The sequence below is a fragment of the Arenicella chitinivorans genome (genome assembly GCF_014651515.1).
Taxonomy (GTDB): Bacteria; Pseudomonadota; Gammaproteobacteria; order Arenicellales; family Arenicellaceae; genus Arenicella; species Arenicella chitinivorans.
On the sequence record NZ_BMXA01000007.1, the window covers coordinates 138,486 to 152,494 of the forward strand.

The window sequence follows — 14,009 nt, forward strand, 5'->3', positions numbered from 1 at the left end:
ATGACTCCCTTAGAACGGTTTCACGACCACCAGAATCACGATAATAATCATCGCCACGGCGGGTAGTTCGTTCATCCAACGGTAAAAAACATGACCGTGCGGTATTTCATCTCGGGCCAGCTTTTTAATTGTTGCTGCGCACCACATATGAAACGCCATAAGCAACACAACCAGCGCTAATTTGGCGTGCATCCAGCCGCCTTTGAAACCGTAACCCAGCCACAGCCAAACGCCGAATACCAAGGTCGCAATCATGGCCGGCGTCATGATGCCGCGCATTAATTTACGCTCCATTATCTTAAAGCGCTCTCGACTTTCAGTGTCTTCGGACATCGAGTGATACACGAACAGTCTTGGCATATACAAAATGGCGGCCATCCAGCTGATAACTGCGATGATATGAAGTGATTTTATCCAGAGCATGGGGAGTGACGATGTATAAGCAACAGCATTAAGTATAAACTGGTTTAAACTGATTTGAAGTGAATCCAGATACAGAGGTTTTTTCGTCTGTGTGTAAACCTTTTTTGACTTCGTGGCGTCTTAGTTCTTTAATGAGCGAAATTTATTTACGGAGTAACCAAATGAAACGAATTCTTATAGCGAGCGCGTGTATGGCGATCAGCAATTCTGCGTTGGCTTGGGGCGATGAGTGTGACCAAATACGGAGTCTCGAGCGCACGGTGAGTGTGGCTGAAGCCAAACAACTCGTGGTTAAGGCGGGCGCGGGCGAGTTGGAGATTGTTGGCGAAAACCGCAGCGACATCGTGATTAAAGCCAAGTTGTGCTCAGACGATGCAGAGGCCCTCGCTAAAATGGACGTGACCGACAACACCAGCGGCGACACGACAACAATTCGTACCATCTACCCGGATCGTTCACTGTTCGGCGGTTACGATCAGGCGCGCATTGATCTGACCTTAAAGGTGCCAGAGAAAATGGTGTTGGATGTGGACGACAGCAGCGGCGAGGCCGAGATCAAGAATGTGGCAGCGCTGGATATGCGCGACTCATCCGGCCCGCTGGAAATTGAGAAAATTGCGGGTAACCTGACCGTCGTGGACTCATCGGGCAGCCTCGAGATTAAAGACGTGCTAGGTGATGTGAGCGTGACCGACAGTTCCGGTGGCATCGAAGCCAGTTATATTTCGGGTAACTTCGTGGTGGAGGTCGACAGTTCCGGTGGGATCGACGTTGATAATGTTAAGAAAGATGTGTTGATCAAACGTGACAGCAGCGGCGGTATCAAAGTAGCAAATGTGGGCGGTGATTTCACTGTACAGGCCGACGGTTCTGGGGGTATCAGTTACGAGCGCGTTGCCGGTAAAGTGACGCTGCCACGATAAGCACTAGTGATATTCCAGATAGTCCTCTAACATCATGTTGAGCATGTTGTGGCCGAATTGAGTCGGTCTCACATGCTCATCACCGATTTCGATTAGTCCGAGCTTTGCGTGCTTTTCCAGCAGTGCGTCAATGTATGAAAGCGGTAATTGGCAGCGCTGTTCGAACAGTGACTTGCTGAATCCATCCAACAAACGCAGTGCATTCATCATAAATTCAAACGGTCGTTTATTCGGCTCAATGAGTGACCAAGATTTGTCGCCCAGCTTATTGTCGGCTGCGATATATGTGGCAGGATGCTTAATTTTCCAGGCCCGTTGCACGGTGTTGTCTAAGGTCACTTTGGCATGCGCGCCGGCGCCAATTCCAAGGTAATCACCGTATTGCCAATAGTTGAGATTGTGGCGGCAACGTTTTTCGGCTTGTGAATACGCTGAGACTTCGTAGTGCTGATACCCATGCGCGGTAAGTCCAGCTTGTAGCGTGTCTTGCATTGACCACAGAGCTTCATCGTCTGGGGTTACCGGCGGTGCGTGATAGAACAGGGTGTTGGGTTCAATCGTAAGCTGGTAACAAGAGAGGTGCGTCGGATTCAGGCTGATGGCCTGCGCAAGATCCGCAAGCGCCTGCGCCTCGGTTTGTTCCGGCAAGCCAAACATCAGATCCAAATTGAAATTGGTAAATCCGGCCTGTTGCGCTGCCTGTGCGGCTAAAACGGCTTCGTTTGATGAGTGAATGCGTCCCAGCGCGCTGAGGTGCGAGGGGTTAAAACTCTGAACGCCAATCGACAAGCGATTGATCCCAGCCTGACGGAATCCACTGAACTTACCAGCTTCGCTGCTGCCAGGGTTGGCTTCCAGCGTTATTTCGATATCTGATGCAAACGCAAGTCGTTGTTGAATCCCATCGAATAAGCGGGCGTAGCTGTCCGCCGAAAATAGAGATGGCGTGCCGCCGCCGATAAAAATGGTTTGAATCGGGCGTTGTTGTAGCGCTGGTCCAAACTGATGTAGGTCGGCATCCAGGTCTGCTAGCAACGTTGTAACGTACTCAGTCTCATTCAAGGTGTCGCGTTGCTGGTGTGAGTTGAAGTCACAATACGGACATTTGCGTTCACACCACGGTACGTGAATGTATAGGCTTAGGGGAATCGCGCTCATGCGCGGATTGTGTCACGTGCGTCAGTCGCCGCAAAGCGAATTCAACGCTTGAACTGAGGAATCTGAACGCTTATTGTGCAGCCTACATCAACCTGCTTAAATGCGACGCGGGCGCGCGCAGCACAACCATTGTATGAATATTGTTTGCTTGGACCTGGAAGGCGTTCTGATTCCAGAAATATGGATTAATTTTGCCGAAAAAGTAGGTATTGAAGAACTCAAGGCCACAACCCGTGACATACCAGATTACGACGAACTGATGCGTTTCCGGCTCAAATTATGTGCTGAACATGAGTTTCGTATTCAGGACATTCAGGAAGTGATTGCTACGTTGACGCCATTGGATGGGGCCAAGCAGTTCTGTGATGAGTTGCGTGCGGACCATCAGTTGATCATCCTGTCGGATACCTTCCAACAGTTTGCGACGCCTATGATGCAGCAACTCGATTGGCCGACGATTTTCTGCCACGAACTGATTCTTGATGCGCAAGGGCGAATTGCCGACTACAAACTGCGAAAACCTGACCATAAGCGTGAAACGGTACGCCGCTTGCATGAGCTGAACTTTAATGTGGTGGCCGCAGGAGACTCCTACAACGACACCACCATGTTGTCAGAAGCAGAACAGGGAATTCTGTTTTGTCCGCCGCAAAATGTAATCGATGAGTTTCCGCAGTTTCCGGTTGCTACCGATTATGCCCAACTGCGTCAGCATATTGATGCGGCGGTTGCCGCCATGCCGGTTAAAGATTAGTCGCCGCGTTTAAGTGCGCGGTGCGAGCGGACCCCTCGTTTATCCGGTTTGCGTCGATCGACATCGATTTGCGGCTGCGCTGCCAATTGTTGTTTCAACGCGTCACGCGCGCGCAGGCTCTCGTCGGTTTCTGCGTATAAAGTCCGTGCGATCGTCGCGGACCCGCGTGACTCGCTGAGTGCCAAAATTTCGATTTGCAGGGTGTAAACGCCGCGTTTTATGGTCAACACATCACCGATACGGACCTGGCTTGCAGGTTTTAAGGATTGTCTACCGCTGGCAATTTGGCTGGATTTTAATGCTTTGATCGCCAGTTGACGGGTTTTGAAGAATCGAGCGGCCCATAACCATTTGTCGATTCGAACGCTGTTTTGAGAAGCATTTTTCACGTTTTTCGGTCTTTAATCGAGGGTTCAAACATTAAATTTGCGCTTTTACCGCAAAATTGCCATAACTTAGTCATATTTTAGGACTATACTGTAATTAGTCGAAAGAACAACGACTTAGCGCTGTAAGTAAAAGTGAGGGCTAGCCAAAAAGCAAACTGTTGGCGAGCGATCACGGTGTATATTGGGTTTACATTCTAACTATTAATCGCGCTGGGGTTGTGCTGGTAGTGTTACATAAAAAACCAGTATTTTAAGTGGTAGGTAACATGGTGATCTTCGCGGTGTCGTGCGTACACCAACGCCGAGAGGATTGGATCTGGATAGGCGAGAGAGAAATTTAATAAATAGTCATGAAAACACACGATTCAAGCAGAGCAGCTCCGATACGTTCAAGCGTTCGGGCCGTGTTGTTTGTGGCGACTATGGTGCTATCGTTGACCGGTTATGCCGCGTCTGATGACGATGAACTGGCGCCCAAACCAAACCTGATGTGGTTGTCGGAAGATGTAAACGTCTCAGTCTTCGGTGAGAGCCAGTACGACTCGTTTCTAGGGAAAGGCGAGTTTTGGACCAATAACTGGGGCGTCAGCGCGAAGCTGATGCAAAATGATGAAGACGATGTATTCGGACTTCCTGAAGACAGCAAATACTTCAACCTTGATGTCAAGCGACGCCTATTCGGCGACCAAGACAAATCCAATCTGGAACTTGGACTAGGTTGGCAGGCGCTGGACATTGATTCGCAAATCGCCGCCAGTGGCCCGAAAGTTTCGGTCAGCGGTCGCTATAATGTGTTTGATTCTTTTCAGGTGTATGGTTTGACCTCATATTTTCCTGAGTTGGACGAAGAAATCACGGACTTGGATGCAACGGGTTACGAAATTGAAGCAGGATTGTTGTACAAACCACTGCCTTCATTGTCGCTTAAAGCTGGCTATCGAGTCTTCTCGTTAGACCTAGAAGACCCAGTGATAGAAGATTTGGGTTCCAGTTCCGGCTTCCTGCTAGGTACTGATCTAAGCTGGTAATCTGGGTCTTACTGAGCGCGCGAAATCCTATACGCGCTCACTCGTTTACTGCGTGTTTTAGTTACACTAAGCGCGACAGTATTTCACGCATTCCTTGTGCGGCCAATGTCGCGTTAGCTAACACATCTTCTAAGGTATCTGGTTGTTGATTTTCATCACCTGTTGCCATGTTGGTAATTGCTGCCATGGTGAGCACACGTAAGCCGCAATGGTTGGCCGCTATTACCTCTAGGACAGTTGACATGCCCACCGCATCCGCCCCCAAAACTCGCAGCATCCGCCGTTCTGCGGACGTTTCGAGTGAAGGGCCACACACACCAGCATACACGCCTTGATGGACGCGTAACTTGAGTTCGCCCGCGATGCTGAGCGTTTTATCGATCAGTGATTTGTCGTAGGGTTCAGACATATCAGGAAAGCGAATACCAAGGCGTTCATCCTGACCAATTAAGGGGTTGTGGCCGGTCAGGTTAATGTGATCGTTCAATAACATAATCTCGCCTGGTGTAAAGGCCGGATTCAGTCCACCGGAAGCGTTGGTAATGATCAGCGTCTCGCAACCCAGGGCGCGCAGCGTATACGTAAGTAAACAGACCTCCTGTGCCGTGTATCCTTCGTATAGATGATGTCGCCCCGCGCACAAGGCAATGGTTTGGTTCTCATTCGAGACCAGCCGTAATTCACTATCATGGCTAGGAGCGGTGGATCGTGGTAGGGCGTCAATCTGATGATACGGGATGGTCGCTACGGGTTCGTATCCGGGCAAATCTAATCCCGACAAACCTGTACCGAGGACGATGGCGGTTTGGATCGGGTCGGCATACACGTCTCGGATACTCTTCGCAGCGCGTGCTACCCGTTCGGCTAATGCAATTTTTATCTCTGGGTTCGACATAATGAAGGTCAACGTTGTTAGGCTGAACAGGCCCTAGTTTATGAGGCTGTGTAAGCGAATTCTAGAACACAGCCTTCGGTTCAGGCATAATTGAGGTAAGGTAAATGTGGATGTTCGTGATGATATGTTAATTGGTGAGCAAGAGCTAAATCTTATTCGTGCTTATCAGCCGAAATCTCGCTCGCTGGAAAGCTTGTTGCGTGCAGCGGTTGCCATTATTTTACGTGACGCAGAGCATGGCACTGAATTTTTGATGATGCAGCGGGCCCAGCACGAAGGCGATCCTTGGTCGGGCCAGATGTCTTTTCCAGGTGGTAAGATCGAAGCGGCGGACCACAGCCCGTTGGCCGCCGCCATGCGAGAAGCAGAAGAAGAGGTCGGCGCAAGTTTGCAACGCCAAGATCTGGTCGGCCAACTGGATGATTTATATGGTCTCAAGGTCGATGGTGTCTATAGTGTGCATGTGTCCTGTTTTGTGTTTAAACCTGATCGCGAACTGGATCTGGTCGGGAACCATGAAGTGGCGGACATGGTGTGGTTGCCACTTGGAGTATTGCACGATGACCGTAATGCACATGCCTTTGCGCACCCGTTGGATAACTCTATGGATATGCCCGGAGTGATGATCGACGACAGTAAGAATCAGGTTTTATGGGGCCTGAGTTTACGTATGCTGATGACCTTACATGAATTACTCGGTTGGCCTATGCCGGTGCTAACAGAGCAGCAACGCAAAGTGTTGAGTAACATTGAACACCGTGAAATGAATCGCGATAATGTGGACAAAATTACGCGCAAGGTCGCGAAGATGAGGTACAAGTAATGGCTGCCGTTGCTTCAACTATGCGTGATCTGGGAACGCCTGCCAGCGAATTTAGCTTGCCCGACGTCACAAATCGTAACCAGATCGTTAATTTATCCGACTTTGATGGACAGCCGCTGCTCGTCATGTTCATTTGCAATCATTGCCCGTACGTTTTGCACCTCATCGGACCGCTGGTGCAGCTTGCAAATCGGGCCCAGAAAGACGGTTTTGGTGTGGTGGCAATCAACGCGAACGATATCGAGACCTATCCACAAGACGGGCCCGATTTAATGCAGAGCTTTGCGGCGCAGCATGGTTTTGATTTTCCGTATCTGTTTGATGCCACGCAAGCGGTAGCAAAGGCGTATCGTGCGGCGTGTACACCTGACTTTTTTGTCTATAGCCGACAACACCGGCTGCAATACCGCGGACAAATGGACGCCTCCAGACCGAGCAATAGTCACCCAATAGATGGACATGATCTGACCGCGGCGCTGGATGCAGTGCTTGCCGAGAAGCCAACCACTGAGCAGCAAATTCCAAGTATTGGTTGCAATATCAAATGGCGGTCGGGGAATGAGCCGGATTACTTCTAACCATGACCGGATTGTCCGGTGACCGTGCAGTATGATTAAGTGAATAACGGAGACCCGCATGGCAGAAAAAACACCACCCAGACTTCTTAACAGCTGGGCCTACCAAAAAGCCAAGCATGCGGTGAATGCGACCTTGGGCAGTCCGGCGAAGTTGTTAGAGCTGGTCTCCAATGCGCGGATTCTAAACGTATTAGGTAATAACGAGCGCTTTTCCGATATCGTTGAGCCAGTTAAAACTGCGTTTAGATTACTCAAGCGTTATGCGAAAGGCGACTATCGGGACATTTCCAAAGAAAGCTTGGCTTTACTGGCGACCTCGGTTATTTACTTTGTGATGCCAATCGACTTGATTCCTGACTTTCTGCTTGGGTTGGGATTTCTAGACGACATCAGTTTGTTGGCTTGGACGGTCAATGCGCTATCACAAGATCTGGATCGATTTACTGAATGGGAAAAGGCTCAGGCGGAAGAGTCAGACCCGGAGCCGTTGTTGTTGCCTGGGCCGGCCAAGGACTAATTGGTTTCGCGCATCACCTTGTGCAGTATTCTATGGTACCCGTTTGGTGCAACGCGTTGGATTACGTCCATCATCTTGGCGTCCCTACCAATTAATAAGCGCCTTTTGTTGGTCAGAACTGCATCCAGAATTTGATTGGCAGCTGATGCCGCTGAGGTGCGAGCCAGTTTATCGAACCGTTTAACGTCGGATTCTCGTTCAGCATCGGTCTGGCTATCGAACTCTCCGCCGACGCGAGCGTTCCGCGCTATATCGGTTTTAACCCCGCCAGGATGGACGCTGGTGCAACTGACGGTGCTATTAGATAACTCAAGTTCCTGCCGTAATGCCTCAGTCATGCCGCGCACTGCAAATTTGCTGGCGTTATAGGCTGATTGCTCGGGCACGCCAATCAAGCCAAACAGGCTAGACAAATTGACGATATGGCCCCACCGCGCGCGCTCTAGAATTGGTAAAAATGCTTTTGTGCCGTATAGCACACCAAAAAAATTGATGCCCATGAGCCATTCGAACTCGTCGAGTGATGTGGTTTGCAAGGTACCAGATTTGAGTGCGACACCGGCATTGTTAATTACGAGATTAACTTGGCCGAAGTGTTCCTCCACCTGGTCTGCATGGTAAAACACCGCTTCGCGGTTCGAGACATCCAGCGTCTGCGACAGTACCTCGGCGCCGAGTTGCTCAGCAATGGACTTTGTTTCGACCAACCCATCTTGGTCGATGTCAGAAATGGCGATTCGTGCACCGCGTCGAGCTAGCTCCAAGGCTAATTCACGCCCGATACCGCTGGCGGCACCGGTTACCACGGCAACACTCTGTTGAAACTTATTCATGACTATTCCTGTGATTGTTACTGCGGGTATTTAATTTTTCATCAGACAAATTCAATAAAATCTTGGCTAGCCAGCGTTTGAAATAGGCGCGATCGCCTTTGGATTCGTCGAGGTCGTAGCCGAGTGCCTCCTTCATTGCGGTCCCAGATACTACCTCGCCGACCAAGGCCAACGTGACCAACATGACCACGCGTTTGGAGTGCTCAATCTTGGCATCGGGATCCATCATTAGTCGAAACTTATGGGACAGTTCGACAATTCTTTCCATATTCGGTTTCAATGAACTTTTGGCGCCATCCAGGTGTAGCCAAACCGCAGCACGACCTTCGTCATCTGGGTATACCGTCTCAAGGATGTGTGTGATGGCAGCAACGCGGTCTTCAGGTGGTGCGGAAAGCGCGTCATCGATGGCGTGTGTGATGCGTTCGGTAGCGCGATTACCGACGCGTTCTGCTAGCGCGTTGACCATGCCGTCACGTGAGCCAAAATGGTGAATGATATTCGGATGTGCCATGCCAGCGCGTTTTGCGACCGCACTAATGCGTAGTCCTGCTGCTCCAACGTCGACCAACATGGATTCCGCTGCATCCAGGATAGCCTCTTTCGCCGCTTCCGGTGAATCGTGAGTTTTTCTTGCCATAAAAAATTATTTGACCCGTTTGAAACCTGCTATTGACAGAGCTGTCAACAGACTCTAAAGTAGTGAGCATATAGTTTACAACCTTGTAAACATGAATACCAGAACTAAGTCTGAAATCGACTCACTGAGATACTTCAGGCTGTGTTAACCGGTAGCGAAAACCTTACTCCACAGCAGGTGAGCCATGAATGCAGGTACCAATCCACAAATAGTAGACACTCAATCGCATTCCAAACTGGTGATTGAACCACGAACGGTCCGATTTGAATTTGATGATTTCGACTCACCATTTTTTTATCAAGGAAGTCCGCAAATCAGCGCACTTTGGGTGGCGATGTCGGCCAGTTTTCCGCCCGGAGAAACTGAATTCATCCATTCTGTTCGCTTGTTTAAAGATCAAGTAACAGACCCGAAATTGCAGCAGGAAATGAAAGAATTTGCCGCGCAGGAAGCGCACCATTCATTGCAGCATCGTAAAATCAATAAATTATTTGAGTCGCTCGGGTATCGAATAGAGCAGATAGAGCGCGTGTTCAAGGACGTGTTGATCAAGCGCGCCGATGAATGGACTGCAGAACGCCGCTTGGCTCGAACCGTGGTGGCGGAACATGTCACAGCCGTGATGGCGCACTTTGCGCTAACCAACGCGGATTCGATGCAACATTTTCCGGCTTCGGTTCGAACATTGCTCCAATGGCATGCGATTGAAGAAATCGAGCATAAGTCGGTGGCGTTTGACGTGTATATGCATTGTGTCGGCGACATCAAAGCTTTACGCCGCGAATTCAGGTATTTTTGCTACTGGGAATTTCCATTCAAGATGACGATGGCAACCCGTTTTCTACTGCGTGAGATGGGCTACAAGTCCACATGGCGAGACCGTAAGGTGCTGTGGCGATACCTGTTCGGCGAACAAGGGTTGATTAAGTCCGTGAAGCCGTTGTACACGATGTTTTTGGATAAGAACTTTCACCCTTGGCAGCATGACGATTCCAAGCTGGTCGAGCAGTGGAAGCAAGCTCTGGCACCGTATTTTGTAGCTCGATAAGCAAATGGCTACGACGCATTTTGATGCCATTATAATTGGTGCTGGCATCTCGGGTATTAGCGCTGCTTACCACCTGCAGACCTACAACCCGGAAAAAACATACGCTGTACTGGAAAGGCGTGATTCCCTTGGTGGCACTTGGGATTTATTTAATTACCCAGGGATTCGGTCAGACTCTGATATGTACACGTTCGGATTCTCCTTCCGCCCTTGGGAGGACCAGTCTGCGATTGCTGAGAAAAGTAAAATACTGGACTACCTCAACGCCACGGTCGACGAGTTTGGAATTGATCAGCATATTCAGTACGGCCACCATATTGTACAAGCCGCATGGAATACCGACCAAGCAAGGTGGACCTTGACTACTACCGACGGAAAACAGTTCAGCTGCCAGTTTCTGTACATGTGCGCGGGTTATTACAGTTATGACGAAGCCTATTCACCTGATTTCCCTGGCGCGAAGGACTTCAAAGGCGACATTATTCATCCGCAATTCTGGCCTGAAGATTTCGATTACACCAACCAGACGATGGTGGTGGTCGGCAGTGGTGCAACTGCTGTCACGTTAGTACCGTCGCTGGCGAAAAAAGCCAAGCATGTGACTATGTTACAACGATCACCAACGTATCTTGGTTCCAAGCCGGCAAAAGACCCTATCGCCAACCGGCTCGCAGCGTTGTTCGGGCGTTGGGCTGCGCGCTGGTGGTTTATTCTCAGCACCATGTTTATCTATTGGATTTCTAAGACGTTTCCCAACTTTGTGAAACGCAAGATGTCGCATAACATTGAAGAAATTCTGGGTGACAAGTTCGACGCGAAGCATTTTACACCGCGCTACAACCCTTGGGACCAGCGTGTTTGTCTGTGTCCGGACGCTGACTTCTTCGAGGCTATAAAGGCAGACAAGGCGAGCATTGAAACCGATCACGTCGTTCGTTTTACAGAGCGCGGTATTCAACTTAAATCTGGCAAGGAAATCTTGGCAGATACGATTGTGACTGCCACCGGTTTGCAGATCCAGTTTCTCGGTGGGTTGAAATTTATTGTCGATGGTAAACCGTTGCATACCCGTGATTCCTACGTCTACAAAGGCATGATGTTGAGCGGCGTGCCGAACACGTTTCTGGCGGTCGGTTACACCAATGCGTCATGGACCTTGAAAGTGGACTTAACGCACCGTTATGCTTCACGCTTGATTAATTATATGAATGAGAACGGCCATCGTATCTGTAACCCGCAGCCACAAGGGCCGTTGCATGACGCACCGTTGATGGATTTAAGTTCGGGGTACATTCAACGCGCTCTGGACGACCTGCCCAAACAGGCGAGCACCAAACCGTGGCGTTTGAATCAGAATTTTATTCTCGACAACCTCGCCCTCCGATTCACGGCGGTCGATGACCAAGCCATGACCTTCAGCTGATACCGCTGCGTAAATACCCTTTTCTATCTACAAATGCTTGGGTTAGCATAAGGGCATGATTCATTCCCTGTTTTTAATCTTCGTCGGCGCGGCGGTGTTTGGCACACTGGCTTTGGTGGCGCGCCAATCGTTGATTATCGGATACATCGTACTCGGGATGGTATTGGGCCCTTGGGGGCTTAAATGGGTGACTGACACGGTTCTGATTCAAGACATTTCGAACATCGGCATCATTTTTTTGCTGTTCCTGCTCGGCTTGAACTTGAGCCCAAAAAAACTGTTGGTGTTGTTACGTCAAACCATGATTGTGACGTTGTTGACCTCTGCGGTTTTTGCATCGGTCGGTTGGGCGTTTGCGACACTCGCCGGATTTAATACGGTAAACGCCATTATTATTGGCGTCGCGTGCATGTTCTCGAGCACTATTATCGGGTTGAAACTATTGCCGACGACGGTTCTTCATCATCGCCATACGGGAGAGGTCATTATCAGCGTGCTGTTGCTACAGGATATGATTGCCATCGTGGTGCTAATCGCTTTTCAAGCCGCGTCGTCCGAATTAAACACCATGGTTGAGTTGGCCAAGTTGGTGGTGTTGTTGCCCCTGCTCGTCTTGCTTGCGTGGGCTTTAAAGCGATGGATATTGCTCAAATTGCTGAGTAAGTACGATCGCATTCAGGAGTACGTATTTCTGTTGGCGTTAGCATGGTGTCTGGGTATTGCGCACTTGGCACACGCGATCGGTTTTTCACACGAAACCGGGGCGTTTATTGCTGGGATCACCGTGGCAACTAGCCCAATTGCGCTGTTTATTTCGGAAAGCCTAAAGCCGTTACGGGACTTCTTTTTAGTGATGTTTTTCTTTGCCTTAGGCGCAGGCTTGAACCTGTCGGCATTGGATCAAATTTGGCTGCCCGCAATTCTCTTGGGCGGTGCCATGCTGGTGGTCAAGCCAGTCATTTTTCGTTTTGCACTGCATCGAGTATCGGAAACCAGTAAGCTGGGTTGGGAAACCGGTTTTCGACTTGGTCAGATGAGCGAGTTTTCGTTGCTGATCGTATTCGTAGCCTTGCAAAGCGCGTTGATCGAGCCCGCTGCCGTGTATTTTGTGCAGCTTGCTACCTTAGTGACCTTCATCGGTTCCAGCTATTCTATTGTGTTGCGGTACCCAACCCCCGTCGCTGTATCAGAGAGGTTAAGGCGCGACTAATGAGTCAGATTATTTTCGGCTGCGGTGACGTAGGCCGGCGTATCGCCCGAGCGTTGATAAATGATGGTGTCTCACGTGAGGCGCTGGTGGCTTACGTGCGTTCATCGGCCAGCGCCGAAGTCTGCTCGCGTCTCGGCGTCATGGCACTGCGTGTAGATTTAGATAAACTTCAGCGCGGATTGAGTCCCTGTCATGAAAGTCAGCTCTACTACACCGTCGCGCCACCTAAACACGGTACTCAGGATCTGCGTACCGAAGCGCTGCTAACCGCATTGACCAAGGATAAGATTCGCCCGAGTAAGGTGGTGGTCATCAGCACCACGGGTGTATACGGTGATTGTGACGGTGACTGGGTGACGGAACAAACTCCGACTAATCCAAGTACTGAGCGTGGACAGAGACGGCTTGATATGGAGCAGCGTTGGTTAACCTGGGGCTACAAGCTGCGCGTACCGGTGGTAATCCTGCGTGTGCCTGGGATTTATGCCTACAGTCGCCTACCGCGTGAGCGCATAAAGGCTGGGATTCCGGTGGTCAAGCGTGATGAGTGTGGCTATACGAATCGAATACATGCCGATGATCTGGCACGCGTGTGTGTTGCCGCAATGCAGCGTGGCGAACGCGGTGAAATTTACAATGTGACGGATGGTCGGCCAGGGTCAATTACTGAATATTTGCAGGCTGCAGCGCATGTCTTAGGACATGATCCACTACCCGAGATCACAATGCAGGAAGCTCAGCAGCAACTCAGCGACGGGATGTTGTCGTACCTGAGTGAGTCGCGGAAAATCAGCAATCTGAAAATGTTGACGGACTTGGGTGTCGAGTTGACGTATCCGGATTTTATGCAGGGGATTAAATACTGACTAAACCGCGCTACCGATTAAGTGGCAGCGCGGTTCGCCATTGCTGGTGTGGGGGCCACCAGCATCCCAACCCCTGCTCAGGATCTAGTTGCCGCAGTGAAAGTGATCTTTGTGCCGGTAACAATCACGGTTGCGTAGATAGTAATCTGAGAAGCCGGCTGTCGGGCAACGCGGCGTGTAGCGGGAGCGGTAGTCCCGACGGCCGCCGCCGTAGTAGTATTGGTTTGAGTAGTAAGGATCGCGGTAATACTTGTCGTGGTAGTAGGATTGGCGATGGCGTTTGCGATAGTGACGTTTTTTGAGATGCCGGTCACCACGGTATTGCTTGCGGTGGTGGCGATAGTGGTCGTCATGCACACCAATGCTTAAACCGGGTATGTCGATATGCACACTACCTTTGGCAGCGGCGGTACCGGGTACCAGCAATAGTAGGGCAATTAGACCAGCGCCAGCCATGGATAAGCGGGAAAAAGTCTTCATAGAAACCTCCTGATTGATTAC

17 protein-coding genes are annotated in these 14,009 nt (G+C 50.2%); 10 read left to right on the plus strand and 7 right to left on the minus strand.

The window, feature by feature from the left end; translation table 11 throughout:
* Positions 1 to 9: 9 nt before the first annotated feature.
* Positions 10 to 423, minus strand: a complete 414-nt coding sequence (hemJ, locus tag IE055_RS15745) for a protoporphyrinogen oxidase HemJ (RefSeq protein WP_189402640.1) — start codon at positions 421 to 423, stop codon at positions 10 to 12.
* Between the two features lie 161 nt (positions 424 to 584).
* Between hemJ and IE055_RS15750 the strand changes: the two genes are divergently transcribed.
* On the plus strand, positions 585 to 1,346 hold the full coding sequence (locus IE055_RS15750; RefSeq protein WP_189402641.1) for a DUF4097 family beta strand repeat-containing protein: 762 nt from the start codon (positions 585 to 587) through the stop codon (positions 1,344 to 1,346).
* 3 nt (positions 1,347 to 1,349) lie between these two features.
* Here IE055_RS15750 and hemW read toward each other — a convergent pair whose 3' ends face one another.
* Positions 1,350 to 2,504: a radical SAM family heme chaperone HemW gene (gene hemW, locus IE055_RS15755; RefSeq protein WP_189402642.1), complete on the minus strand. Its 1,155-nt coding sequence runs from the start codon at positions 2,502 to 2,504 to the stop codon at positions 1,350 to 1,352.
* 133 nt (positions 2,505 to 2,637) lie between these two features.
* Between hemW and thrH the strand changes: the two genes are divergently transcribed.
* On the plus strand, positions 2,638 to 3,258 hold the full coding sequence (gene thrH / locus IE055_RS15760) for a bifunctional phosphoserine phosphatase/homoserine phosphotransferase ThrH (RefSeq protein ID WP_189402643.1): 621 nt from the start codon (positions 2,638 to 2,640) through the stop codon (positions 3,256 to 3,258).
* On the opposite strand, the gene IE055_RS15765 is transcribed toward thrH, so the two are convergent.
* On the minus strand, positions 3,255 to 3,647 hold the full coding sequence (locus IE055_RS15765; protein WP_189402644.1) for an RNA-binding S4 domain-containing protein: 393 nt from the start codon (positions 3,645 to 3,647) through the stop codon (positions 3,255 to 3,257). The genes thrH and IE055_RS15765 overlap by 4 nt on opposite strands.
* A gap of 350 nt (positions 3,648 to 3,997) precedes the next feature.
* On the opposite strand from IE055_RS15765, the gene IE055_RS15770 reads away from it, so the two are divergent.
* Positions 3,998 to 4,675 carry a hypothetical protein gene (locus IE055_RS15770; protein WP_189402645.1) on the plus strand — a complete coding sequence of 226 codons (678 nt, stop codon included), beginning with the start codon at positions 3,998 to 4,000 and terminating at the stop codon, positions 4,673 to 4,675.
* A 61-nt stretch (positions 4,676 to 4,736) separates the two neighbouring features.
* On the opposite strand, the gene IE055_RS15775 is transcribed toward IE055_RS15770, so the two are convergent.
* On the minus strand, positions 4,737 to 5,570 hold the full coding sequence (locus IE055_RS15775; RefSeq protein ID WP_189402646.1) for a purine-nucleoside phosphorylase: 834 nt from the start codon (positions 5,568 to 5,570) through the stop codon (positions 4,737 to 4,739).
* 106 nt (positions 5,571 to 5,676) lie between these two features.
* Between IE055_RS15775 and IE055_RS15780 the strand changes: the two genes are divergently transcribed.
* Genes IE055_RS15780 through IE055_RS15790 form a run of 3 tightly spaced genes read left to right on the plus strand, consistent with a single transcriptional unit; the run spans position 5,677 to position 7,488 of the window.
* Positions 5,677 to 6,393, plus strand: a complete 717-nt coding sequence (locus IE055_RS15780; protein WP_189402647.1) for an NUDIX hydrolase — start codon at positions 5,677 to 5,679, stop codon at positions 6,391 to 6,393.
* Complete coding sequence (locus IE055_RS15785; RefSeq protein WP_189402648.1) at positions 6,393 to 6,971, plus strand: thioredoxin family protein; 579 nt, start codon at positions 6,393 to 6,395, stop codon at positions 6,969 to 6,971. Before IE055_RS15780 ends, IE055_RS15785 begins: the two co-directional genes overlap by 1 nt.
* Before the next feature lie 58 nt (positions 6,972 to 7,029).
* Positions 7,030 to 7,488: a YkvA family protein gene (locus IE055_RS15790; RefSeq protein WP_189402649.1), complete on the plus strand. Its 459-nt coding sequence runs from the start codon at positions 7,030 to 7,032 to the stop codon at positions 7,486 to 7,488.
* Here the strand turns inward: IE055_RS15790 and IE055_RS15795 are convergent.
* Positions 7,485 to 8,321 (minus strand): SDR family NAD(P)-dependent oxidoreductase, encoded by an 837-nt coding sequence (locus IE055_RS15795; protein WP_189402650.1) that lies wholly within the window; start codon positions 8,319 to 8,321, stop codon positions 7,485 to 7,487. The genes IE055_RS15790 and IE055_RS15795 overlap by 4 nt on opposite strands.
* Positions 8,314 to 8,961 carry a TetR/AcrR family transcriptional regulator gene (locus IE055_RS15800; RefSeq protein WP_189402651.1) on the minus strand — a complete coding sequence of 216 codons (648 nt, stop codon included), beginning with the start codon at positions 8,959 to 8,961 and terminating at the stop codon, positions 8,314 to 8,316. Before IE055_RS15800 ends, IE055_RS15795 begins: the two co-directional genes overlap by 8 nt.
* Before the next feature lie 184 nt (positions 8,962 to 9,145).
* On the opposite strand from IE055_RS15800, the gene IE055_RS15805 reads away from it, so the two are divergent.
* The 4 genes from IE055_RS15805 to IE055_RS15820 are packed head-to-tail and all read left to right on the plus strand — an operon-like array spanning position 9,146 to position 13,508.
* Positions 9,146 to 10,009, plus strand: a complete 864-nt coding sequence (locus IE055_RS15805; protein ID WP_189402652.1) for a metal-dependent hydrolase — start codon at positions 9,146 to 9,148, stop codon at positions 10,007 to 10,009.
* A 4-nt stretch (positions 10,010 to 10,013) separates the two neighbouring features.
* Positions 10,014 to 11,432 (plus strand): flavin-containing monooxygenase, encoded by a 1,419-nt coding sequence (locus IE055_RS15810; protein ID WP_189402653.1) that lies wholly within the window; start codon positions 10,014 to 10,016, stop codon positions 11,430 to 11,432.
* A gap of 55 nt (positions 11,433 to 11,487) precedes the next feature.
* Positions 11,488 to 12,642 carry a cation:proton antiporter domain-containing protein gene (locus IE055_RS15815; protein WP_189402654.1) on the plus strand — a complete coding sequence of 385 codons (1,155 nt, stop codon included), beginning with the start codon at positions 11,488 to 11,490 and terminating at the stop codon, positions 12,640 to 12,642.
* Positions 12,642 to 13,508 (plus strand): SDR family oxidoreductase, encoded by an 867-nt coding sequence (locus IE055_RS15820; RefSeq protein WP_189402655.1) that lies wholly within the window; start codon positions 12,642 to 12,644, stop codon positions 13,506 to 13,508. Before IE055_RS15815 ends, IE055_RS15820 begins: the two co-directional genes overlap by 1 nt.
* A gap of 84 nt (positions 13,509 to 13,592) precedes the next feature.
* Here the strand turns inward: IE055_RS15820 and IE055_RS15825 are convergent, their stop codons facing one another.
* The gene (locus tag IE055_RS15825) at positions 13,593 to 13,988 is read right to left on the minus strand and encodes a hypothetical protein (RefSeq protein WP_189402656.1); all 396 of its coding nucleotides are present in this window, start codon (positions 13,986 to 13,988) and stop codon (positions 13,593 to 13,595) included.
* Positions 13,989 to 14,009: the final 21 nt, after the last annotated feature.